General features: G+C 70.0%; 20 protein-coding genes. 11 read left to right on the forward strand and 9 right to left on the reverse strand.

What is annotated here, in order from left to right:
- The gene (locus tag ABB22_RS06160) at positions 1-1,974 is read left to right on the forward strand and encodes an MGH1-like glycoside hydrolase domain-containing protein (protein WP_057505114.1); all 1,974 of its coding nucleotides are present in this window, start codon (positions 1-3) and stop codon (positions 1,972-1,974) included.
- A gap of 173 nt (positions 1,975-2,147) precedes the next feature.
- On the opposite strand, the gene pepQ is transcribed toward ABB22_RS06160, so the two are convergent.
- From pepQ to rph, 7 genes are all read right to left on the reverse strand, one after another.
- Positions 2,148-3,470 (reverse strand): Xaa-Pro dipeptidase, encoded by a 1,323-nt coding sequence (pepQ, locus tag ABB22_RS06165; protein ID WP_057505115.1) that lies wholly within the window; start codon positions 3,468-3,470, stop codon positions 2,148-2,150.
- Positions 3,471-3,549: 79 nt separating this feature from the next.
- Positions 3,550-3,897, reverse strand: coding sequence for a PilZ domain-containing protein (locus ABB22_RS06170; protein WP_055771656.1), 348 nt, complete (start codon positions 3,895-3,897; stop codon positions 3,550-3,552).
- Complete coding sequence (locus ABB22_RS06175) at positions 3,894-6,392, reverse strand: DUF1631 domain-containing protein (protein ID WP_057505116.1); 2,499 nt, start codon at positions 6,390-6,392, stop codon at positions 3,894-3,896. Before ABB22_RS06175 ends, ABB22_RS06170 begins: the two co-directional genes overlap by 4 nt.
- A gap of 85 nt (positions 6,393-6,477) precedes the next feature.
- Positions 6,478-7,689 (reverse strand): radical SAM family heme chaperone HemW, encoded by a 1,212-nt coding sequence (hemW, locus tag ABB22_RS06180; protein WP_055771650.1) that lies wholly within the window; start codon positions 7,687-7,689, stop codon positions 6,478-6,480.
- Between the two features lie 9 nt (positions 7,690-7,698).
- Entirely contained in the window at positions 7,699-8,298 is a 600-nt protein-coding gene (gene rdgB / locus ABB22_RS18575) for an RdgB/HAM1 family non-canonical purine NTP pyrophosphatase (protein WP_057505117.1), read from the reverse strand.
- Complete coding sequence (locus tag ABB22_RS06190; RefSeq protein ID WP_055771643.1) at positions 8,295-8,684, reverse strand: VOC family protein; 390 nt, start codon at positions 8,682-8,684, stop codon at positions 8,295-8,297. Before ABB22_RS06190 ends, rdgB begins: the two co-directional genes overlap by 4 nt.
- Complete coding sequence (gene rph / locus ABB22_RS06195; RefSeq protein WP_057505118.1) at positions 8,681-9,409, reverse strand: ribonuclease PH; 729 nt, start codon at positions 9,407-9,409, stop codon at positions 8,681-8,683. The genes ABB22_RS06190 and rph overlap by 4 nt, the downstream gene beginning before the upstream one ends.
- Before the next feature lie 111 nt (positions 9,410-9,520).
- On the opposite strand from rph, the gene ABB22_RS06200 reads away from it, so the two are divergent.
- The 10 genes from ABB22_RS06200 to ABB22_RS06245 all read left to right on the forward strand — a co-directional run bounded on the left by ABB22_RS06200 (position 9,521) and on the right by ABB22_RS06245 (position 22,247).
- Positions 9,521-10,381 (forward strand): YicC/YloC family endoribonuclease, encoded by an 861-nt coding sequence (locus ABB22_RS06200; RefSeq protein WP_055771637.1) that lies wholly within the window; start codon positions 9,521-9,523, stop codon positions 10,379-10,381.
- Positions 10,382-11,014: 633 nt separating this feature from the next.
- The gene (locus ABB22_RS06205; protein WP_161809350.1) at positions 11,015-12,262 is read left to right on the forward strand and encodes a serine hydrolase domain-containing protein; all 1,248 of its coding nucleotides are present in this window, start codon (positions 11,015-11,017) and stop codon (positions 12,260-12,262) included.
- A gap of 126 nt (positions 12,263-12,388) precedes the next feature.
- Entirely contained in the window at positions 12,389-13,000 is a 612-nt protein-coding gene (gene gmk, locus ABB22_RS06210) for a guanylate kinase (RefSeq protein ID WP_055771629.1), read from the forward strand.
- A gap of 198 nt (positions 13,001-13,198) precedes the next feature.
- On the forward strand, positions 13,199-13,498 hold the full coding sequence (gene rpoZ / locus ABB22_RS06215) for a DNA-directed RNA polymerase subunit omega (RefSeq protein ID WP_054667378.1): 300 nt from the start codon (positions 13,199-13,201) through the stop codon (positions 13,496-13,498).
- A 262-nt stretch (positions 13,499-13,760) separates the two neighbouring features.
- Positions 13,761-15,920: a RelA/SpoT family protein gene (locus ABB22_RS06220; RefSeq protein WP_055771626.1), complete on the forward strand. Its 2,160-nt coding sequence runs from the start codon at positions 13,761-13,763 to the stop codon at positions 15,918-15,920.
- Between the two features lie 453 nt (positions 15,921-16,373).
- On the forward strand, positions 16,374-16,757 hold the full coding sequence (locus tag ABB22_RS06225; RefSeq protein ID WP_055771623.1) for a RidA family protein: 384 nt from the start codon (positions 16,374-16,376) through the stop codon (positions 16,755-16,757).
- Between the two features lie 9 nt (positions 16,758-16,766).
- A complete protein-coding gene (gene recG, locus ABB22_RS06230; RefSeq protein WP_055771620.1) occupies positions 16,767-18,911 on the forward strand; it encodes an ATP-dependent DNA helicase RecG in 2,145 nt (714 codons plus the stop codon).
- A gap of 366 nt (positions 18,912-19,277) precedes the next feature.
- A complete protein-coding gene (locus tag ABB22_RS06235; RefSeq protein ID WP_055771618.1) occupies positions 19,278-20,219 on the forward strand; it encodes a nucleoside hydrolase in 942 nt (313 codons plus the stop codon).
- A gap of 83 nt (positions 20,220-20,302) precedes the next feature.
- A complete protein-coding gene (locus ABB22_RS06240) occupies positions 20,303-20,545 on the forward strand; it encodes a type B 50S ribosomal protein L31 (RefSeq protein ID WP_054667367.1) in 243 nt (80 codons plus the stop codon).
- Positions 20,546-20,972: 427 nt separating this feature from the next.
- A complete protein-coding gene (locus ABB22_RS06245) occupies positions 20,973-22,247 on the forward strand; it encodes a citrate synthase (RefSeq protein ID WP_055771615.1) in 1,275 nt (424 codons plus the stop codon).
- A 64-nt stretch (positions 22,248-22,311) separates the two neighbouring features.
- Here the strand turns inward: ABB22_RS06245 and ABB22_RS06250 are convergent, their stop codons facing one another.
- Both ABB22_RS06250 and ABB22_RS06255 read right to left on the reverse strand, forming a co-directional pair.
- A complete protein-coding gene (locus ABB22_RS06250; RefSeq protein WP_055771613.1) occupies positions 22,312-23,010 on the reverse strand; it encodes a hypothetical protein in 699 nt (232 codons plus the stop codon).
- Positions 23,011-23,013: 3 nt separating this feature from the next.
- Entirely contained in the window at positions 23,014-23,661 is a 648-nt protein-coding gene (locus ABB22_RS06255) for a hypothetical protein (RefSeq protein ID WP_055771610.1), read from the reverse strand.
- Positions 23,662-23,718 lie beyond the last annotated feature (57 nt).

Raw genomic sequence — 23,718 nt, forward strand, 5'->3', positions numbered from 1 at the left:
ATGCCAGCGACATTCCACCTGCGCCTGCTGCTCGCCACAACGCTGGCCTTCGCTTCGCACGCCGTGGCGGCGCCTGCCCCCGCCGATGTGCTCGACCTGCACGGTACGCCCGCCAACGCCGACGACCGCAGCTTCAACATCTTCTTCGACGCCGGCGCCTGGCATGGCTACAGCCTGCCGGCCGCGGCCGATGCCGGCAGCGGCTTCAGCGGGCCGTTCGTGCACAGCCTCGGCGCCGGCCGCTGGGTCGGCAAGCGGATGGCGAACGTGACGCTGAAGGATGCCGCCAGCGGCACGCCGGTCGCGCTGCGCGAGGTCGCCAGTCACGCATGGCCGGGTTATCTGGAACGGCGCTTCGAGGGCGATGGGGTGCGCCTGCGGCAGGTGCTGTACTTCGCCGATGCGCGGCGTGCGTTGGTGCGCATCGAGTTGGATGCGACCACCGCACGCACGCTGGACATCGCGGTGGAGGCCGAGCCGATGCTGGCGCCCGGCGATGCCCTCACGCTGCGGGACGATGCGCTGGTGCAGACCTTTGCCGGCAGCGACGAAGCGCTGCTGACCCGGTTGCAGATGGACGCGGGCCGGATGCCGCCGCAGCAGGACCGGCAGGGCCATCGCTTCGCCTCGGCGGCGCCATTGCGGCTGCAGCCGGGACAGCCGTTGACGCTGGTGCTGGAGCAGTACCTGTCGGCGGAGACCGGCACCGCCGTGCCGCCCATCGCCGACGAACCGGCGCGGTGGCGGGACAACCGCGCGCGCTGGGACGGCTACCTGCGCGCGGTCGCGGCCAGCCATGTCGATGGCGTGCCCGACGAAGTGGCGCAGCGTGTCGCGGTGAAGGCGGTGCAGACCCTGATCGGCAACTGGCGCTCCGCACGTGGCGATCTGCATCACGACGGTGTCATTCCGTCGTATTCGGCCGACTACTTCAACGGTTTCTGGGCCTGGGATTCGTGGAAGCACGCCGCCGCGCTGGCGTGGTTCGCGCCGGAGCTGGCGCGCGACCAGATGCGCGCGATGTTCGACTACCAGGCCGCCAACGGCATGGTCGCCGACAGCGTCTACCTGGACGCGAAGGAGAACAACTGGCGCAACACCAAGCCGCCGCTCGCTGCCTGGGCGACGCGGGAAATCCACCGCGCCACCGGCGATGCGGCCTTCGTCGCCGAGATGTACGACAGGCTGGTGCGCTACCACCGCTGGTGGTTCGCCGAGCGCGACCACGACCGCAACGGGCTGGCCGAATTCGGCGCCACCGACGGCACCCGCATCGCCGCGGCCTGGGAAAGCGGCATGGACAACGCGGTGCGCTTCGACGACGCGAAGATGCTGGCCAATGGCGAGGGGGCGTGGTCGCTGGACCAGGAATCGGTGGACCTTAATGCCTACCTCTATCGCGAAAAGCTCGACCTGGCCGGACTGGCCGAGGTGCTCGGCAAACGCGATGAAGCCGCTGCGTGGCGGCATGACGCCGGGGCGATGAAGCAGCGCATCGGCACGCGCTTCTTCGATGCAGCCGCCGGCTGGTTCTTCGATGCGCGCCTGGGCACGGGCGAGCGCATCGGCGTGTTCGGATCCGAAGGCTGGACGCCGCTGTGGGCTGGTCTGGCCAGCCCGGTGCAGGCGCGCGCGGTGATCGCGACCATGCTCGACCCGGCGCGCTTCGCCACGCCGATGCCGCTGCCGACGCTGGCGGCCGACGATCCGCGCTTCTCGCCGGTCAAGGGCTATTGGCGCGGGCCGCTGTGGCTGGACCAGGCGCGCTTCGGTGTGGAGGCACTGCGCCGTTACGACCAGGCGGATGCGGCCGATGCGCTGAGCGCGCGCCTGCTGCTGGCCGCCGATGGCCTGGCCGCACAGGCGCCGATGTACGAGAACTACGACCCGACTACCGGCAAGGGCTACCAGGCGCGCAACTTCAGCTGGTCGGCGGCCAGCTACCTGTGGCTGCTGGGCATCGGCCGCGAATGAGGCGACGCCTGCAGGAGCGCACGGATGCGAGCTCCTGCAGGGCATGCGGGGCGAGCCCCGCATCTACACACCCTTAGGTGCCGGGCTTGCCCGGTACGGGCTTCACCGGGAAACCATACGGGACAAGCCCCGCATCTACGGGGTGCGTCCCCGGTTGCATGCCTGCGATGGGCTCAGGCTGCGAACACCGGGCGCGTGAGGTTGTCGGCCTCGCCGTCGGTGCACAGCACTTCGTCCTCGATGCGGATGCCGCCGTAGGGGCGGAAGAAATCCACGCGGTCCCAGTCCACGCTGGCGGCGTTGCCGGCCTGCTTCACTTCGTCCAGCAGCATGTCGATGAAGTACACGCCCGGTTCGATGGTGACCACCATGCCCGGTTCCAGCACGCGGGTCATGCGCAGGTAGGGATGGCCGGCCGGGCGCTCGATGCGGCCGCCGCGGTCGCTGGCGGCGAAGCCGGCCACGTCGTGCACCTGCGCGCCGATCAGGTGGCCGATGCCGTGCGGGAAGAACGCCGCGCTGACGCCGCTGGCCAGCGCCGCTTCCGGCGACACGGTGATGACGCCGAAATCCTTGAGGATGCCCATCAGCGCCAGGTGCGCATCGACGTGCAGCTGCTTGTAGTCGAAGCCGCCACGCACCGCCGCGCACATTTTCCGCTGCGCGGCGTCCACCGCGTCGATCAGCGCCTGGAACTCGTCATGGCCGGCGGCGGCGTAGGTGCGGGTGATGTCGCTGGCATAGCCATGCGCGGAGGCGCCGGCGTCGATCAGGAAGCTGCGCGCGGGCTGCGGCGTGGTATGGCCGAGGTCGGTGTAGTGCAGCACCGCCGCGTGCTCGTCGAGGGCGATGATGTTGCCGTAGGGCAGTTCGTTGGCGTCCTGGCCCACGGCGCTGCAATAGGCCATGTGGATGCCGAATTCGCTGGCGCCGGCACGGAACGCGGCCTCGGCGGCGCGGTGGCCGCGCACCGCGTGCACCTGCGCCTGGCGCATCAGCGCGATCTCGTAGGGCGTCTTGAACGCGCGCTGGTATTCCAGGTAGTCGATGACCGGCTGCGGATTGTTGGGCACGAAGCTGCCCAGCGCGCTCTGCGGCTCGCCGAGGATCGCGCAGCGCGCCGGATCCTTCGGCAACAGGGCCAGGGCTTCTTCCGGCGTGCGGATGACGTGGATGTCGAAATGCTCGACCCACCAGCCGCTGGGCGCGGCCGGCACCGCGTGCCAGTAGTCGTGCGGCTGGTGGTAGACCAGCTGCGGGCGGCGGCCGGGCGTGTACACCAGCCAGCTGTCCGGCAGGCGGGTCAGCGGCAGCCAGGTCTTGAATTGCGGGTTGACCGCGTACGGGTAGTCGCGGTCGTCGAACAGCTGGTAATGCAGGCGGCCGCTGGGCACGACCAGGTGATCGAAGCCGCCGCGGGCCAGGGCTTCGTCGGCGCGGCGGGCGAGCACGCCCAGGTGGTCGGAATACAGGGCGCCGGGGTCGGGCAGGTTCATGGTGGGGCTCGCGGCAAGGCTGGAATCGAACCACGATTCTGCCGCAATCGGCCCCGGGCCGCTGTGCCGGTTCCGTCGTTCAGGAGGCCGGAAGATTGGATTCGATCCACTGCCGCAGGCGTTCGCGGTGGGTCTTTTCCAGGGTCAGGAAGCGGAAGCCGGCCCAGAAGTGGCCCGGCGCCTGCGCCGCCTCGCGCCACAGCAGGTGCACGCCGACGTCGACCGGCTGCTCGCCGCCGCGGCCATCGGGGACCGGGAAGCGCAGCTGGTAGAGCGCGTCCTCGTTGAGCGGTTCGGAGGCGATCAGCAGCATGCCGGTTTCGGACACGTTGCCGAGCCGCCCGATCACGCCGGCGGTCATCGTGTCGGTGACCGGCACCAGGGCCGGCACCTGCAGGCGCGGGGCGCGCCGGGTTTCGGGGATCATGCGGACTCCGGAGCGGTGTGGCCGCCGGCGAGCGAGCGCAGGGCGCGGACGGTGGCCTGCCAGGCGCGGTCGATCAGGCGGCCGCGGTCCTCGGTGACGATGCGCAGCTGGTCGCGCGCCATCAGCCGCGCCAGCGCGTCGAGCGAATGCTCGGCCATCTTCTGCCCGCGCTGGTTCACGAACAGCGCGTTGTCGGTGACCAGGCTGTACCAGGACAGGCGCAGGCGGCGGGTGTCGCCCTGCTGGTTGGTGGTGAATTCGAACCAGGTGCCGAACGGCAGCGTGCGCAGCTGGCGGTAATAGCCTTCCTCGGCCGGGGTGCGCTCGGAAGGCGGCGGCGCCTGCGGGTCCGCTCCGTCCTTGCCGTCGCCACCGCCGAGCCGGGCGCGGGCCTTGAGCCGGGCGGCCAGTTCGGTGCGCGAGGTGATCTCGTCCTCGCCGCCGGGCGTGGACAGGCGCCGGGCGATCGCGCCGGCCTCGTCCTCGTGGTAGCCGACCTGCAGCAGCGATTCCTCGATCTGGCCGCCCAGCGCCGGATCGGCCGCGCCTTCGGCGCTGGCGGTGATCTCGCCGATGCGGCGGGTGGCTTCCTGACGCTGGCGCCATTCCTCCGAGTCCTCGCCCTGGCGCAGCAGGGTCAGGGTCAGTACGTCGCTCCAGGCTTCGTGCAGCAGGGTCTGCACGAACCGGGGCGGCGTCGCCGCGCTGCACAGCTGGCCGATGGTGCGGCCGGCCAGCTGCTTGGCCGCCTCCAGCCGCTCCTTGCCGCGCGCTGCCTCGATCTGCCGGCGCTCGGTGACCTCGGCCTTGCGTACCGCCGCCTGCAGGTGCGACTGCACCTGGCGGTTGGCGGCGGCGAACACGGATTCGTCGCCCTGGTATTCGGCGACCACGCGGTCCACCGCTTCGCCTAGCTTCTGCAGCAGCACCGGGTCGCCATCGTCCTCGCCCAGCCATACCGCGCCGGATTCGGCCACGGTGTTGAGCAGTTCGCGCGCCGGGTGCTGGTCGCGGATGAAGAACGCCTCGTCGCCGACGGCGGCGCGCGCCAGCGGCACCTGCAGGCGGTTGAGCAGGTCGCTGGCCGGGCCGTCGGCGCGCACTTCGCGCTGGATCTGGCCGTAGAGCATGCCCAGCAGGTCCAGGGTGTTGCTGTCGCGGGGCGAGAGCGTGGCGCTTTGGCCATGCTCGGCGCGCACCTGCGACAGCAGCGCCTTCTGGATGTCGCCGAAGCTGCGCCGCGTGCCCTGTGCCGCGCCCTGCGGCTGCAGGCGCGCGAGCACGTCCATCACCGCCTCGCTGGGAACGGCGCGTGCCGGCACCGCCGGTGCGGCGGCCTGCAGCGTCGCGGCCATGCTGGCCAGGTCGGCCACCGGGGCGGACGGAGCGCCTGCAGCGCCTGGCGCGGCGGCGGTGGCGCCAGCAGGGCGCTGCTGGCCTGCCAGGGCGGCCAGGGCGGCGAGCATGTCGGCGGGCGGAACCGCGCCGCCAGCGCCATTGCCGGCACCGGACTGCAGCTGCTGCGCCAGCAACTGGCGCGCGGTATCGAGCAGTTCGTGCAGCGAGGCCATGCCGGCCGGGGTCGGGGCGGAGGCCGTGCCCGGTCCCGGTCCCGTCGATGCGGGCGCTGGCGCCGCTGGCGTGGGCATTGCGCCCATCGCGGCGTCCGCCCACGACGCCGCCGGCGCCTGTCCCTGCCAATGGGTGAGCGGCCGCGGCGCGGCTGCGGCCTGGCCCTCGCGCGTGGCGCCCGCGGCGGGCGCGCCGACGGTGCGGCGCTGGCCCGCGGGGCGCGGCAGATAGGGGATGTAGACCAGCCCGGGCAATACGCCTTCGCGGGCCAGCAGGATGTTCAGGCGGTCCAGCAGTTCGACGTGCCGTTCCAGTGCCTGCCGTTCGAACACGTGGTAGAGCTGCTGCTGCGCTTCCAGGTTCAGGCCCAGCCGCTCGCCGCAGGCACGCAGTATCCGGCACAGCGCGTGCGGGCCCACCGGCAGCCGCTCGGCGTCGAATGCCGGCTGCGCGCAGAGCACGCCGAAGCGCTGCCCGAGCAGCTGCAGGTGCGACTGCGCGCGGTAGCTTTCGCGCCGCGCCATTTCGTGCAGGACGATGTCGCGGTCGATGTCGGTGTCGTTGACCAGGGTCATCGCCGGTATCGCCGGCGCCGGCGTGGCGCCGGGCGTGGACGGTTCGCGCAGCCGCGCCAGGTCGTCGGCCAGCGCGTCCAGGAACCAGCCGGGGAATTCGGCGGCATGCACGCCCAGCTGGCGGATCTGCGCGTAGACGTCGGCCTGGACCTGGCTGTTGCGCGCCTTCTCGGCGAGGCCGAACAGTTCGCGTTCCAGCTGCACCATGGTCAGCTGCAGCGGCGAGGCCAGCACCTGCGCGGCGATGCCGTGGACGGCTTCGAGCAGATGGCGCACGCGTTCGGGGACCTGCGCGCCGGCGAGCCGGGCGAGCGCCTGGCTGGAGGAGCTTGCTGTAATGCCTGACATCCGATGTGCTTTCCACGCCCCCTGGTGGGCGATTTCTATCATTTCGCCGGTGGCGCCGCCACTTGCGGGGCGGCGATGGCCCTGTTCAGGGCAGGAACAGTTCGACCACGTCGTTGGTGAAGCGCCGCCCCAGCTCGGTGGGAACGATGCGCTCGCCGTCGTGCAGCAGCCAGCCGCGCTCCACTGCGGTGGCCAGCGCCGGCCGCAGCACGCCGCGGTCCAGGCCGGTACGCGATTCGAAGTCGCGCAGCCCGAAACCCTCGTGCAGGCGCAGCAGGTTGAGCATGTATTCGAACGGCAGGCGCGCGGCGTCGATCACGTCGTCGCCGCCGATCGCCGCGGGCGTGCCGGCCGTATCCATGAACGTCTGCGGGTGCTTGTGCTTCCAGCGGCGCAGCACGTGCTGCTGCGCGCCGGAACTGATCTTGCCGTGCGCGCCGGCGCCGATGCCCAGGTAGTCGCCGAAGCGCCAGTAGTTCAGGTTGTGCTGGCACTGCCAGCCGTCGCGCGCATAGGCGCTGACCTCGTACTGGCCATAGCCGCGCTCGGCGAGCAGGGCCTGGCAATGCTCCTGGATGTCCCAGGCGCTGTCTTCGTCGGGGATGCCCTGCGGTGGCTTGGCGAAGAACACCGTGTTCGGTTCCAGCGTCAGCTGATAGTGCGAGATATGCGTGGGGTCCAGCGCAAACGCGCGCTCCAGGTCGTGCTCGGCCTGGGCCAGGGTCTGCTGCGGCAGCGCGTACATCAGGTCGATGTTGAAGTTGCTGTAACCGGCATCCTGGGCCAGCTTGACCGCGCGTTCGGCCTCGTTGCTGTCGTGGATGCGGCCCAGGCGCTGCAGCGCTTCATCGTTGAAGGTCTGGATGCCGAAGCTGATGCGGTTCACGCCGGCCGCGCGGTAGCGGTCGAAGCGGCCGTGCTCGGCGGTGCCGGGGTTGGTCTCCAGCGTCACTTCCAGGTTCGGGGCGAAGCGCAGGCGCGCGCTGGCCTGCTGCAGGAAGCGGTCGATCGCCTCGGGCGGGAACAGGCTGGGGGTGCCGCCGCCGAAGAACACGCTGTTGACCACCCGGCCCCAGACCAGCGGCAGGTCCTGGTCCAGATCGCGGATCAGTGCGTCGATATAGGCATCGAACGGCAGCGCGCCCTTGCCGGCGTGCGAGTTGAAATCGCAGTACGGGCATTTGCGCACGCACCAGGGCAGGTGCACGTACAGCGACAGCGGTGGTGGGACCAGCTGCACCGCGGCGGGCGCGTCGCAGCCGCAGGCGTCGTCATGCACGTGGGAATGCGCACTCATCGTCGCGACTCAGTGCGCCAGCTGGCGGGAAAGCTGCTGCAGCAGCAGGCGCAGCGCCGCGGCGCGATGGCTGCGGGCGTTCTTCTGCTCAGGCAGCATTTCCGCGGCGGTCAGGCCCAGTTCTTCATCCAGGAACACCGGGTTGTAGCCGAAGCCGTGGCTGCCACGCAGTTCGTCGATGATGCGGCCTTCCCAGCTGCCTTCGCAGATCAGCGGCTGCGGGTCGTTGGCGTGGCGCAGCAGCACGATCACCGCGTAGAAGCGCGCGCTGCGGCGCTCGGGCGGTACATCGCATAGTGCGGCGAGCAGCTTGGCGTTGTTGGCGGCATCGTCGGTGGGGCTGCCGGCGTAGCGCGCGCTGTACAGGCCGGGCGCGCCGTCGAGCGCATCGACGATCAGCCCGGAGTCGTCGGCAAGCGCCGGCAGGCCGGTGACCGTGCAGGCATGGCGGGCCTTGATCAGCGCGTTCTCGACGAAGGTCAGGCCGGTTTCGGGCACGTCGTCCACGCCCAGTTCGCGCTGCGGCACGATCTGCAGCGGCAGGTCGGCCAGCATCGCCTGCAGTTCCTTCAGCTTGCCGGCGTTGCCGCTGGCCAGGACCAGTTTCATTGCTTGGGCTCCAGCAGGTCCCAGGTGTTGCCGTACAGGTCGCGGAACACCGCGACCGTGGCATAGGGTTCTTCGCGCGGCTGTTCCAGGAACTGGACGCCGGCGGCCAGCATGGCCGCGTGATCGCGGTGGAAGTCGTCGGTGTCGAGGAAGAAGCCGACCCGGCCGCCGGTCTGGTTGCCGATGCGGCCGCGCTGTTCCTCGTCGCTGGCGCGGGCCAGCAGCAGGGCGGCGGCGCTGCCGTCGGCCGGCCCGACCACCACCCAGCGCTTGTGGCCCTGGTCGATGTCCTGCAGCAGCTGGAAACCGAGCTTGCCGGTGTACCAGGCGATGGCTTCGTCGTAGTCGGCCACCACCAGCGTGACCAGGGCGATGCGCCGGTTCATGCCTGGGCCAGGGCTGCCTGCTGCGCGGCGAACAGTTCGCCGATGCCCTTCTCGGCCAGCGCCAGCAGCGCGTCCAGTTCGTCGCGGCGGAAGGCATGGCCCTCGGCGGTGCCCTGCAGTTCGATGAAGCCGCCGCCGTCGTTCATGACGACGTTCATGTCGGTGTCGCAGTCGCTGTCCTCGGCGTAGTCCAGGTCCAGCACCGGCACGCCCTTGTAGACGCCGACCGACACCGCCGCGACTGCGCCGAACACAGGGTTGCGCTTGATCTCGCCGCGCTTGAGCAGGCTGTTCACCGCGTCCACCAGCGCCACGTAGGCGCCGGTGATGGCCGCGGTGCGGGTGCCGCCGTCGGCCTGCAGCACGTCGCAGTCCAGGGTGATGGTGCGTTCGCCCAGCGCGTTGCGGTCGATGCAGGCGCGCAGCGTGCGGCCGATCAGGCGCTGGATCTCCAGCGTGCGTCCGCCCTGCTTGCCGCGCGCGGCCTCGCGGTCGGAACGGGTGTGGGTGGAGCGCGGCAGCATGCCGTACTCGGCGGTCACCCAGCCTTCCCCCTTGCCGCGCAGGAACGCCGGCACGCGGTTCTCGACGCTGGCGGTGCACAGCACGCGGGTATGGCCGAAGCTCACCAGCACCGAGCCTTCGGCATGGCGGGTGAAGCCGCGTTCGAGGGTGACGGTGCGCAGCTGGTCGGCCTGGCGGCCGCTGGGACGGGAAAAGGTCATGGGAAGTCCGGGTGGCGATGGAGCGTCGTGGGGGTGTCCGGGCGGCCTGCGGGCCGGCATCCGGAGGCGCCTAGGGTACCATTCGCCCTTTGCAACGCACCGGAAATCCACATGATCCGAAGCATGACCGCCTATGCCGGCGGCGAACGCGTCACGCGCTGGGGCACCCTCGGCTGCGAGCTGCGCTCGGTCAACCACCGTTTCCTCGAAGTGGGGGTGCGGCTGCCGGAAGAACTGCGCGCGCTGGAGCCGCAACTGCGCGAGCGCGTGGCCGCGCGCATCAGCCGCGGCAAGGTGGATCTGGTCATGCGCCTGCGCGCGCCCGAGGCGGCGCCCACGCTGTCGGTGGACGAGGCGCTGGTCGAGCAGCTGGGCGAGGTGGCGCAGCGCCTGCACGGGCATTTCCTGAACATGCGCGTCAGCTTCACCGAGCTGCTGGCCTATCCGGGCGTGCTGCGCGGCGAAGCGGTCGATGCCGCGGCGCTGCACGCCGAGGCGCTGGCGCTGCTGGACGAGGCCATCGACGGCTTCGTGGCCGCGCGCGAGCGCGAGGGCGCCAAGCTGACTGCCGCGATCAGCGAGCGGGTGGATGCGATCGAACGCATCGCCGGCGAGGTGCGCGAATTGATTCCCGCCATCCGCGAGGGCCAGCGCGCCAAGCTGGCCGCGCGTCTGGCCGACCTGCCGCATCCGGTCGATCCGGGCCGCGCCGAGCAGGAGCTGGTGCTGTGGCTGCAGAAGCTCGACGTGGACGAGGAGCTGGACCGCCTGGGCAGCCACATTGGCGAGATCCGCCGCGTGCTGCGCCAGCGCGAGCCGGTCGGCCGCCGCCTGGATTTCCTGCTGCAGGAGTTCAATCGCGAGGCCAATACGCTGGGCTCCAAGTCGGTGGACAGCCGCACCTCCAATGCCGCGGTCGAACTGAAGGTGCTGATCGACCAGATCCGCGAGCAGGTGCAGAACCTGGAGTAGGACCTGGGCGTGCGCAGGGGCCATGCCGGGCATGGCCTTCCTGCACGCAGGGGCGTGTGCTCGGTACGTTGACGCCCTGCCCGCAAACCCCCGGGTCCGGCAGGTGGCGGATGTGGGAGTGGAAAGGCCGCAATGCTGGACGGGAGCGCCATCGGGCTTCGGCGGCGAAGCGGGCATGGGGTGGATCTGTTTTTCGTCGGCCGGAAACCGGACTTCGAGGCCGCGCAGGCGCCCGGGTCCGGGCTTTCCGCCGCGCGGTCGCACCGGCGGGCCGGGGTGCTCGCGGCCGAGGCCGGGAAATCCGGGCGGCCATGATCGGCGACGGCGCCTGCTGCGGCCTGCGGCTGGGTTTGCCCGGGGCGAGCCGCCCGCGCATCCGGGCCATCCGCGCGAGGCGGCGCAGGGCATCCCCGAGGGCCGCCTGATCCGGCGAGGCGCGACTCTTCACCGGGGCAGCCGCGGCGCGGAAGCTGCCCGGGAGAATCCGAAAGCCACTGGCCGAACAAGCCCTGACCCTGTGGGGGCGTGCAGTGCCCGCAACGGGAGTTTCCAGGACGGCATGGTCGCCAGGTAGGCTCCTCCCGGACTGATGTTTCGATCCCAGGGGTGATGTACATGCAGGAGATGGCCGCCATGCCGACTTCCCGGCGCAGGTTCCTCGCCATGGCCTCGGCCAGCGCGTCGCTCGCGCTGCTGCCGGCACCGGCGCTGCAGGCAGCCCCGCCGGTGCGCGATGACCGGCCATGGATTCCGTCCGACGCCTTCCTGGCCGGACTGCCGGAATGGATGCGCGCCTTCGGCGTGCCCGGCGTCGCCATCGCGGTGGTGGAGCGGGGCGAACTGGCCTGGCATCGCGGGTTCGGCGTGGCCGACGTGGAAAGCGGCGCGGCGGTGGACGCGGACAGCGTGTTCGAGTGCGCCTCGCTGAGCAAGCCGGTGTTCGCCTACCTGGTCCTGCAGCTGGTCGATGCCGGCGTGCTGCAGCTCGACCGCGCCCTGGTGGACTACCACCGCCCTGACTTCCTGGCCGGCGACGACCCCCGGCTGGAGCGGATCAGCGTGCGCGACGTCCTGCGCCACGGCAGTGGGCTGCCGGACTGGCGCGCGCATCCCGAGCGCGATCCGCTGCGCACGATCGCCGAGCCGGGGCAGCGGGTGAACTACTCGGGCGAGGCCTTCTTCTGGCTGCAGCGGGTAGTGGAGACCGTCACCGGCCAGAGTCTGGATCAATTGGCGCAGCGGCGCCTGTTCGAACCGGCCGGCATGCGCGGCAGCACCTACACCTGGAACGCGCATGCCGCGCGCCATTCGGTGACCGGCGTGCCCGCGCCCGGCGCGCAGCCGGTGGTAGAGACCTTCCGCGCGCAATGGCCGCTGCTGCAGCCCTTGGCCGAGGCGCAGGGCAAGCCGCTGTCTGCCTGGACCTGGGACGACGCGGTGCGCGCGCTGCCGCTGGCCCAGGCCGCGGCGCCGGAGGGCATGTTCGTGTGGCCGGGGGATCTGCTCGCCAATGCCGCCGCCAGCCTGCGCGGGCCGGTGCAGGACTATGCGCGCTTCATCGCCCACGTCATGCGGCGCGAGACTCGGCAGGAGTGGGAGATCGGCGAAGCCACCCGGCAGGCGATGCTGGCGCCGCAGCTGGCGGTGCGGCCGGGCTGGCTGGACAAGGGCCTGGGCTGGAACCTGGAACGCGTGGATGCGGATGCGCGCTGGTTCTTCCACGGCGGCTCCAACGCCGGCCGCTACAAGACCTTCGCGGTGGGCGATCCGCAGCGCCGCCGCGGGCTGGTGGTGATGACCAGCGGCGGTGGCGGCACCGGCGTCTACCAGCGCATCGTGCGCGCGGCGACCGGGCGCGACATGCTGGCCTTCGACCTCTGATCCGGCGCCGGCGGCCCCGGCCCCGTGCGCGGTGGGAATCGGCGGCACCGCCGGCCCCGGCATTTGCAGCGGCGGCCCGGGCTGGTTATCGTGCGCCGCCCGAACCATCGACCGGAGATCCGCGCGATGCGTGGCACCCTCTATATCGTCGCGGCACCCTCCGGCGCCGGCAAAAGCAGCATCGTCAACGCCACCCTGGCGCGCGATGAGCAGATCGCGCTGTCCATTTCCTTCACCTCGCGGGCGATGCGCCCGGGCGAGGAGAACGGCCGGCACTACCACTTCGTCAGCGCCGCCGAGTTCGAGCGGATGATCGCCGCGGGCGACTTTTTCGAGCACGCCAGCGTGCACGGCGACTGGAAGGGCACCGCGCGGCAGTCGGTGGAGCCGCAGCTGGCCGCCGGCAAGGACGTGCTGCTGGAGATCGACTGGCAGGGTGCGCGCCAGGTGCGCGAGAAGGTGCCGGACGCGGTCAGCGTGTTCATTCTGCCGCCCTCCAAGCAGGCGCTGGACGACCGCATGCGCAAGCGCGGCCAGGACAGCGAAGCGGTGATGGCGCAGCGTCTGGCCGCCGCGCGCGAGGAGATGCTGCATTACGACGAATTCGACTACGTCATCGTCAACGAGGTGTTCGACACCGCGGTCGACGAGATGTGCGCCATCTTCACCGCCAGCCGCCTGCGGCGGGCGCAGCAGCAGGTCCGCCACGACGGCCTGATCCGCTCGCTGCTGGACTGAGGCGGCGCTGCGCCGGGATGGGCGGGACAGGGCGAAGCCGGCCGGAGGGCCGGTCCCACGGGCTTTCCCGAACGGCAACTGATTGATTCCAAAGGGCTGGCCTGGGGCGCGATTTGATTTTCCCGGGTGCCGGCCTGTACAATCCACGCCCTTTCCCTCATCCGATCGAGCGGCCGCTGCTGGTCGCCGGGAGCTCGCATGGCCCGCATTACCGTAGAAGATTGCCTGGAAGTCGTTAACAACCGTTTCGAGCTGGTCATGATGGCGTCCAAGCGCGCCCGCCAGCTGGCCAACGGCGTGCAGGCGACCCTCGACAACAGCGAGACCGAGGACAAGCCGACCGTGCTGGCGCTGCGCGAGATCGCCGCCCGCAAGATCGACAACGCGCTGATCGAGGAAGTCGAGAAGGCCGAGCGCGAGCGCGCTGAGCGCGAAGCGCTGGAATGGGCGGCCGCCGAAGTCGTCGCCGACGAGGACATGTCCAAGAACGACGACTGATCGCCTGCCGATCATCGTTGTGCACCGACAGCCCGCCGCGTGCGGGCTGTCTGCTTTCCGGGCATCCGCCACCCTGGAAACCCGTCCCCCGGATGCGTCTGGAGGAAAGTCCCCTGAGTCAGGAGGCGCCGCGAAGCGGCGGGGCGTGGGTGAGCGGAAGACGGGGCTCTCGGTTTGCAATGCAAACCGCGGGGCGACAGCGCGGGAGCGGTGTCGCGTCTCCGGCGTTGCCGTGTTGTTGCCGCTGGCATATCTTCCAAGCATGAACCCAGGCCCCTCTGCCCAGGTCGCTGCGTCCGCGGGTGGCGCGGTGCCGGACTACGTACTCCAACTCGAACGCGCAGCCAGCTACCTGCCCGCCGAGCAGCTGCCGATGCTGCGCCGCGCCTGGGAAGTGGGCGCGGCCGCGCACGCAGGCCAGACCCGCAAGTCCGGCGAACCCTACATCACCCATCCGGTCGCCGTGGCCGGCATCCTGGCCGAGCTGGGCCTGGATGTGGAAGCGCTGGTCGCGGCGATCCTGCACGACACCATCGAGGACACGCCGCTCACCCACGATGAGCTGGCCGGACAGTTCGGGCAGACCGTGGCCGAGCTGGTCGAGGGCGTCACCAAACTGGACAAGCTGCGCTTCCGCGACCGCCAGGAAGCGGCGGCGGAAAGCTTCCGCAAGATGCTGCTGGCGATGTCGCGCGACCTGCGCGTGATCATGATCAAGCTGGCCGACCGCCTGCACAACATGCGCACGCTCGGCGCGCAGAGCGCCGAAGCGCGGCGCCGCATCGCGATGGAGACGCTGGACATCTATGCGCCCATCGCCCAGCGCCTGGGCATGAGCCTGATCAAGTCCGAGCTGCAGAACCTGGGCTTCAAGGCGCTGTACCCGTGGCGCCACGCGATCCTGGAAAAGCACATCCGCAGCCAGCCGGTGGTACGCCGCGAGGCGATGGCGCAGGTGGAGGTGCAGTTGTCGCAGCGGCTGGCGCGCGAGGGCCTGGAGCACCGCCTGATCAGCCGCATCAAGACCCCCTGGAGCATCTACACCAAGATGCACGAGGAGAACAAAACCTTCGACCAGGTGATGGACGTGTTCGGCTTCCGCCTGGTGATGCGTTCGGTGCCCAGCTGCTACCACGCGCTGGGCGCGGTGCATGCGGCGTTCAAGCCGCTGGACGGGCGCTTCCGCGATTTCATCGCCATTCCCAAGGCCAACGGCTACCAGTCGCTGCACACGGTGCTGTTCGGGCCCTACGGCTCGCCGATCGAGGTGCAGATCCGCACCGAGGAAATGGACCTGATCGCCGAACGCGGCGTGGCCGCGCACTGGACCTACAAGTTCGGCGGCGATACGCCCAACAGCGCACAGAGCCGCGCCCACGCGTGGATCGTCGAGCTGATCGATTCGCAGCGCTCGGCCGGTTCCTCGCTGGAATTCCTCGACAACGTCAAGGTCGACCTGTTCCCGGACGAGGTCTACCTGTTCACGCCCAAGGGCAAGATCCTCGCCCTGCCGCGCAACTCCACCGCGCTGGATTTCGCCTATGCGGTGCACACCGACGTCGGCAACCGCGCGGTGGCCTCGCGCGTGGACAAGAAGCTGGTGCCATTGCGCACCCGGCTGGTCAGCGGGCAGACGGTGGAAGTGATCACCGCGCGCTCGGCTACGCCCAAGCCGCAGTGGCTGGAATTCGTGGTCAGCTCCAAGGCGCGCACCGCCATCCGCCACCAGCTCAAGCAGCTCGAGCACGAGGACGCGGTGCAGCTTGGCCACCGCATGCTCGACCGCGCGCTGGAGGCGATGGACAGCTCGATCGAACGCCTGCCCAAGGGCCGGCTGGACGCCTTCCTCGCCGAGCACCGCTACCCGCGCCTGGAGGCCTTCCTGGCCGATGTCGCGCTCGGCAACTGGATGCCGACCCAGGCCGCGCAGGCGCTGATGGCGCACGGCGAGCCGCGCGCCGGCGGCACCACGCAGCGCGCGCAGGAGAAGATCCTGATCAACGGCAGCGAGCGCGGCGTGGTCAGTTTCGCCGGCTGCTGCCAGCCGATCCCGGGCGACGAGATCATGGGCTACCACACCGCCGGCAAGGGCATCGTGGTGCACCGCATGGACTGCCCGAACCTGGCCGAGCTGCGCAAGTCGCCCGAGCGCTGGGTGCCGATCGGCTGGGACAGCAGCGTGGTCGGCGACTACGACACCGCGCTGGTGGTGGAAGTGGAGAACGGCACCGGCGTGCTGGCGCAGCTGGCGGCGGCCATCGCCCAGAGCCAGTCCAACATCGAGCGCGTGGATTACCTGGACCGCGATTTCAACGCGGCGGTGCTGTGCTTCAACATCCAGGTGCGCGACCGCAACCACCTGGCCGAAGTGATGCGGCGGCTGCGCCGCCTGAGCGTGGTGCAGGCGGTACGCCGCCAATGAGCGCGGCCAACGGGTAGGGCGGGCAACGCCCCGCCGTGGCCTCTACGGGGAAGCCCCGCCGGGCGCTGCCCCGCGCAACCGAACCCGCACCGCCTTGTAGAGCGGGGCAATGCCCCGCTGGGGCATTACCGGCCAAGCCCCGCCGGGCGTTGCCCGGCGCCACAGATGTAGAGCGGGGCAACGCCCCGCTGGGCTTTACCGGCGAACCCATATCAAATGCAGCCGCTCCCCCGGATTGCCGCATGGGCCGCGGGTTCTCCACAAGCGATGTGCAACGCCATGCCGACAACCTGTGGATAACCGTCCGTGCGCATTGCAGGGCGGGCATCCGCGAGAGGTGGTGAAGAATTGTCCAGCATCGCGCTGCCGGGGTATTGCCCCGCAGCGCACGGGAGCCGATGCGCCGGGAGCGGACGGTACAATGGCCCGTCTTTATCCCAACCGGAGCTCCCCATGTCCCGCCAGATCATCAACACCGCCAATGCGCCGGCCGCCATCGGCCCGTACTCGCAGGCCGTGCGCGCCGGCAACACCGTGTACTTCTCCGGCCAGATCCCGCTGGACCCGGCCACCGGCGACATCGTCGCCGGCGACGTCGCCGCGCAGGCGCGCCGCGCTTTCGACAACCTCAAGGCGGTGGCCGAGGAAGCCGGCGGCTCGTTCGACAAGATCGTGCGCCTGGGCCTGTACCTGACCGACCTGGGCGAGTTCGCCAAGGTCAACGCGGTGATGCAGGAATACTTCCAGGCGCCGTTCCCGGCCCGCTCCACCATCGAAGTGTCGGGCCTGCCCAAGGGCGCGGCGTTCGAGGTCGATGCGGTGATGATCCTGGACTGATCTCCACGCATGGCGCGTACCCGGCCGGCCGCCCCCGCACTGGCGGCCAATGGCGAAACGCCGGTGACGGCGCTGCCGGGCGTCGGCCCGGCGGTGGCCGCCAAGCTGCAGGCGCGCGGCATCGGCAGCCTGCAGGACCTGTGGCTGCACCTGCCGCTGCGCTACGAGGACCGCACCCGGTTGAGCGCCATCGCCGCGCTGCAGCCGGGCGCCGCCGCCCAGGTCGAAGGGCGGGTAGTCGCGGTGGAGCGGGGCTTCCGCTACCGGCCGATGCTGCGGGTAGCGGTGGAGGATGGTTCGCGCGGCACCCTGGTGCTGCGCTTCTTCCATTTCCGCGCCGCGCAGGTGGCGCAGTTCGCGGTTGGCGCGCGCCTGCGCTGCTATGGCACCCCGCGCCCCGGCCAGCACGGGCTGGAGATCGTGCACCCCAGTTACCGCATGCTCGGCGATGGCGAGGAAGCCGGCCTCGACGATGCGCTGGATCCGGTCTATCCGGTCGTCGAAGGCATCGGCCCGGCGACCCTGCGCAAGCTGATCGGGCAGGCGCTGGAACGCCTGCCCGGCGAGGCCGCGCTGGAGCTGTTGCCGGCGCACCTGCTCGACGGACTGGCCCTGCCGTCGCTGCGGCAGGCGCTGTTGACCATGCACCGCCCGCCCGCCGATGCCGACGTGGCCGCGCTTGGCGCCGGCACGCATCCGGCGCAGCGGCGGCTGGCGATGGAAGAGCTGCTCGCCCACCACCTGAGCCTGCGCCGCCAGCGCATCGCCCTGCAGCAACACCACGCACCTGCGTTGAAGGGCGGCGACAAGCGCGTGCGGCAATTGCGCCAATCGCTGCCGTTCCGGCTCACCGGCGCGCAGCAGCGCGTATTCGCGCAGATCCGCGAGGATCTCGCGCGCCCGCACCCGATGCTGCGGCTGGTGCAGGGCGATGTCGGATCCGGCAAGACCGTGGTGGCGGCGCTGGCGGCGATGCTGGCGGTGGAGCAGGGCAAGCAGGTGGCGCTGGCGGCACCGACCGAACTGCTCGCCGAGCAGCACCTGGCCAACCTGCGCGGCTGGCTTGAACCGCTGGATGTGCGCGTGGCGTGGCTGGCCGGCAAGGTCACCGGCAAGGCGCGGGCGAAGGTAGTGGAGGACATCGCCTCCGGGCAGGCGCAGGTAGTGGTCGGAACGCATGCGCTGATGCAGGACAGCGTGGTCTTCCACGACCTGGCGCTGGCCATCGTCGACGAACAGCACCGCTTCGGCGTACACCAGCGGCTGGCGCTGCGCGACAAGGGCGCCGACGGCCGCAACGTGCCGCACCAGCTGGTGATGACCGCCACCCCGATCCCGCGCACGCTGGCGATGGCGGCGTATTCCGACCTGGACGTATCGGCGATCGACGAACTGCCGCCCGGGCGCACCCCGGTACGGACCATCGTCATCAGCGCAGAACGCCGCCCTGAACTGGTCGAGCGCATCCGCCTGGCCTGCGCGCAGGGGCGCCAGGCCTACTGGGTGTGTACGCTGATCGACGAGAGCGACGACGAGGACGGAAAGCCCGGAGCGAACGCGGGGCGCATGGAAGCCGTCGCCGCGCAGGCCACCTTCGAGGCCTTGTCGGCGCAGTTGCCGGGCGTGCGCGTCGGGCTGGTGCATGGGCGCATGAAGGCCGCCGAGAAGCAGGCGGCGATGCGCGCGTTCAAGGCCGGCGAGACCGGCCTGCTGGTCGCCACCACGGTGATCGAGGTCGGCGTCGACGTGCCCAATGCCTCGCTGATGATCATCGAGAACGCCGAGCGCCTGGGCCTGGCACAGCTGCACCAGCTGCGTGGGCGGGTGGGGCGCGGCGCCGCCGCGTCGAGCTGCGTGCTGATGTACCAGGCGCCTTTGTCGGCGATGGCGCGGCAGCGGCTGGAGGCCATGCGCCAGACCAATGACGGTTTCGTGATCGCCGAAAAGGACCTGGAACTGCGCGGTCCCGGCGAACTGCTCGGCACCCGCCAGACCGGCCTGGCCGCGTTCCGCATCGCCGACCTGGCCCGCGACGCGGCGATGTTGCCGGGCGTGCATGCCCTGGCCGAACACCTGCTGGCCGAAGCGCCGGCCGTTGCCGACCGTGTCGTCGCGCGCTGGGTGGGCGGCGCGGCGCGCTACGCCTCGGCCTGAACGGGCGCGGCAGATCACGGCGCTCGGGTAGCGCCGGGCAATGCCTGGCGGGGCTTGGCCGGAAAAGCCTCAGCGGGGCGTTGCCCCGCTCTACAGATTGGTGGGCCGCAACGGCTCCGTAGCGCCGGGCGGCGCCCGGCCGGGCTTGGCCGGGAGAGCTTCAGCGGGGCGTTGCCCCGCTCTACAGATTGGTGGGCCGCAACGGCTCCGTAGCGCCGGGCGGCGCCCGGCCGGGCTTGGCCGGCGACCGTTCCAGCGAATCGCTGCTCCGCTCCGCGGGTGCTTGCGGGGAGCGTCCGGCCGCGATGCTTCCCCTGTCATGACGGAGGTGCCAGACTCCATGGCCGACCAGAAGACAAGCATGAGATGAGCAAGAAGATTCCGTTGCTGATTGATACCGACCCGGGCGTGGACGATGCGCTGGCGCTGTTGATGGCCTTTGCCGACGAACGCCATGACGTGGTCGGGTTGACGGTGGCGGCGGGCAACGTCGGCCTGGACTACACCGTGCGCAATGCGTTGAAGCTGTGCGAAGTGGCCGGCCGCGAGGACGTGCCGGTGTTCGCCGGCGCTCCCGATCCGCTGGTATACCCGGCCGAGGACGCCGCCCACGTGCACGGCCGCGACGGCTTCGGCGATGTCGAACTGCCTGCCGCCGCGCGAGCGGTGGAGGCCGAGCACGCGGCGCTGGCGATCCTGCGCCTGTCGCACCAGCACGCCGGCGAGCTGCTGCTGGTCGCGCTGGGGCCGCTGACCAACATCGCGCTGGCGCTCAAGCTCGATCCGACCCTGCCGCAGCGCGTGAAGCGCTTCCTGGTGATGGGCGGGGCGATCACCGGCCACGGCAACATCACGCCGGTGGCCGAGTTCAACATCGCGTTCGACCCGGAAGCGGCGCACATCGTGTTCACCGCCTTCCCGCACATCGAAGTGGCCGACTGGGAAGCCACCGTGGCCCATGGCCTGCTGCACCGGAACGTGGAGCAGTGGCTGGCTGCCGATACCGACAAGGCGCGCTTCTACGAGCTGATCTCGCGCCAGACCCGGCTGTGGTCCGAGGACAGTCGCGGCGAATACTGGTACGCGGCCGATGCGCTGGCGATGGCCTGGGCGCTGCAGCCGGAAGGCGCGACGAAGGTGGAGCGGCGCCCGCTGGCGATCGAGATGGCCGGTGGCCGCACCCGCGGCGCCACCGTGGTGGACTGGAACCGCCAGACCGGCGCTGCGGACAACACCACCCTGCTGATCGGCTACGACCGGGAGCGCTTCGAACGCCAGGTACAGCGGGCGTTGGGGCTGGTTTCCTGATTTCCTGCATTCCCGGCTTGCCCCCGCGGGCGAGCCGGGACTATAATGCCGCTCTTGACCACCAGCCCACACGGTGTGAGCCCATGAAGGCCGATATTCATCCCGATTACCACAACGTCGTGTTCCACGACGTCACCTCCGATTTCAAGTTCCTGACCCGTTCGACCATGTCCTCCAAGGACACAGTCAAGTGGGAAGACGGCGAAGAGTACCCGCTGATCAAGGTCGAAATTTCCTCGGCCTCGCACCCGTTCTACACGGGCAAGCACAAGGTCATCGACACCAGCGGCCGTATCGACAAGTTCCAGAAGCGCTACGCGCGCTGATCGGAAGCTGTCGTTTCGCCCGAGCAGCGGCCGCGCCTTGCGCGGCCGCTGTTTTGTTGCCGCCTTCTTCCATGGCGGCGAGCCGTGCGCCAACCGCAAGCTGACGCAGCAACCGCGCCGGCTGCTTCGGTGTGCCTGTCATTCCATGGCAGTCGTTCGCCGGCGGCATTGCTGATGCAGCCAATGCTTCCCGCCGGAGCTTCCATGCCGTTCACCGGCCGCCTGAACACCGGCGTACCCGCAGGCGGCGTGATCGCGACGCTGTGTCGCAGGCATGCGCCGTCCATAGGACTTTCGTCTGGCAACCGGCAAATGCTGCTGTGCGATAATGGCGCGAATCCGCGGTGGAAAACCGCGGAACTTCTTTCACGCGCCTGCCCGTCATTCCTCGTCAGGACAGGCGCCTTCCACTTGAGGAGCGCACACTGTGTCCGATCTTGATCAGGTCACGCTCAACGCCGGCGACAAGTCGGTCGTTCTGCCTGTAGTCAAACCCGTCCTGGGCAACGACTGTGTCGATATCTCGAAGCTGACCAAGGAAACCGGTCTCTTCACCTACGATTCCGGTTACACCGCGACCGCCAGCTGCAAGTCGGCCATCACCTACATCGATGGCGACAACGGCGTGCTGTTGTATCGCGGTTACCCGATCGAACAGCTGGCCGAGAAGTCCAGCTTCGTCGAAGTGGCCTACATGCTGGTCAATGGCGAGCGCCCGGACGCCGCGCAGCTGAAGGCCTTCGAGGCCGAGCTGGCCGAAGAGGCCGGTGTCGACGCGTCGATCAACACGCTGATCGGCAGCTTCGCCAAGGACGCGCACCCGATGGCGATTCTGGCTGCCTCGATCGCGCAGCTGTCGGCCAAGTACCACGCTTCGCTGGACCTGGCCGACGCCGAGCAGCGCCGCAAGGCCGCCGTGCGCCTGATCGCCAAGGTGCCGACCCTGTCGTCGCTGATCTACCGCCATGGGCAGGGCCTGCCGGCCAACACCCCGGACACCTCGCTGGACTACGTCAGCCGTTTCCTGAAGCAGACCTTCGAGTCGGCCGACGGCAAGTACGAGCTGAACCCGAACGTGGTGAAGGCGCTGGACCTGCTGTTCATCCTGCACGCCGACCACGAGCAGAACGCCTCGACCTCGACCGTGCGTCTGGTCGGCTCCACTGGCGCCAATCCGTATGCCTCGGTCGCCGCCGGCGTCACCGCGCTGTGGGGTCCGGCCCATGGCGGCGCCAACGAAGCCGTGCTGAAGATGCTGGAAGAGATCGGCAGCGCCGACAACGTCGAGTCCGCCGTGCTCAAGGCCAAGGACAAGACCTCCGGCTTCCGCCTGATGGGCTTCGGCCACCGCGTCTACAAGAACTTCGACCCGCGCGCCAAGGTCATCGGCAAGATGACCCAGAGCGTGCTGGAGCAGCTGAACCTCAAGGACCCGCTGCTCGACGTCGCCATCAAGCTGGAGCAGGCGGCGCTGCAGGACGACTACTTCGTCGCCCGCAAGCTGTACCCGAACGTCGATTTCTACAGCGGCATCATCTACAAGGCGCTGCAGATCCCGACCGAGATGTTCACCGTCATGTTCGCCCTCGGCCGCACCGCCGGCTGGGTGTCGCACTGGCTGGAGCAGCAGGTCGATCCGGAAATGAAGATCGGCCGCCCGCGCCAGGTCTATACCGGCCACGACGTGCGCGACTACAAGTAAGTCCGTGGGCGCAGCGATGCGCCTGCACGGCAGCAAGGAACCCCGCTTCGGCGGGGTTCTTCGTTCATGGCATCGTGGGCGCGCCTTCCTGGTGCAGAGAGTGGAGCAGGTGCCACAGGCGGATTTCCTCCTCGCTCCCTGAATCGCGTTTCCGCGCGGCGTAGTGCCCGTTCACGCAGGCCTCCAGGAAGAGGGTGTGGCCATCGAGCCGCGGCGCGGGCGTCCCGGTTGGAGCGACCTGCGGCGAGAGCCATAGCGCCTCGGATGCCCACGCCGCACGGATCTCCTCCATCTGCTGCCTGGGCAGGCTGCGGACCGTGACCGGTCCCGGGGCGTCGGATGCGAACGGCGGGTGCCCGGGCGGTGGCGGCAGTTCTCGGGGTGGCGGGACATCTGTCTGGAACCGGACCGTTATCGTGCTCGCCTGCACCTGCAGCACCGCGTGGATGTAGGGCCGATCCCAGCTTTCGGTTGTGTAGATGGAATAGGTGTCGAGCTCTGCGCCGGTATCGCGCCCGCGCGCCGGGTTCCCGCACCGGAGGGCCAGGTTCGCCTCCAGTGGACGGTTGCCGGCATACCAGAGCAGCCAACGGCTGTCAGCGTCGGTCTGGCCCAGTGGAATGGAGGGCAGCGGAATCCAGGGCGTCGCGACCGGGAGGGTGGGGCGGCGGGAAAACGGGAGGATCAGGGCGAGCGCGACGGCGGCGGATACCGCCGCAGCGATGATGGCGATCCGGTAGATGCCGATGCGATGTACCCGCATGCCTCACCTGGAATCCGCGGCATTCTGGCTGGAAGGGGTTTCCAGCAGCTGCCGCAGCTGCGCCAGCGTCGCCCTCGGCAGCGGTCGTCCGTCGTCACTGGAAACCGGCGGATGGCGCAGGGCGTCCTCGGGCAGCACGACCAATTCGAAGGCGATGCCGTCGGCGGCGAATTCCCAGCCCGGATAACGTTGCCGCGATGCCTGTCCGGCCAGCTGCAGCAGCGACGTGCACGCCTCGGCGGGAATGCGCTGCTCGTGCAGGAAGCGCTGTACGGCGTCGGTGTCGTCGCAATGCAGGTGCAGGACCACCGGGCTGCCGCCATCGGCGGTGCCGGCGAGCACCGCGCCGGCCAGGCGCGGATGGAAGGCATACAGGAACTGCATGGCCTGCACGGCCGATTCGCGATGTCCGCGCAGCGCCGCCGGCTGGGAGTCCATGTCGAACAGACGCTGCTGCTCGCGCAGCACCTCTTCGACCTGTGCCTGGCGCGGCCACAGCGCTTCGTCGTGGATGCCGAGCCGGCCGGCCGCCTTGCGCCGGGCCTGGTCGAGATCGTGGATGCCGCTTTCACGGACCAGGCGGGCGGCTTCCTGGGCGATCAGCAGCCGCTCGCGGCTGCCGCGTTGTGCATTCGGTAGCGGGCGTGGCATCGCTCGTCCCCTGGTTGTCGGCGGCCCGCGCCGGAACCCGGGCCGGTGCGGGAAGGC

The organism is Stenotrophomonas nitritireducens, from assembly GCF_001431425.1.
Classification (GTDB): Bacteria; Pseudomonadota; Gammaproteobacteria; order Xanthomonadales; family Xanthomonadaceae; genus Stenotrophomonas; species Stenotrophomonas nitritireducens.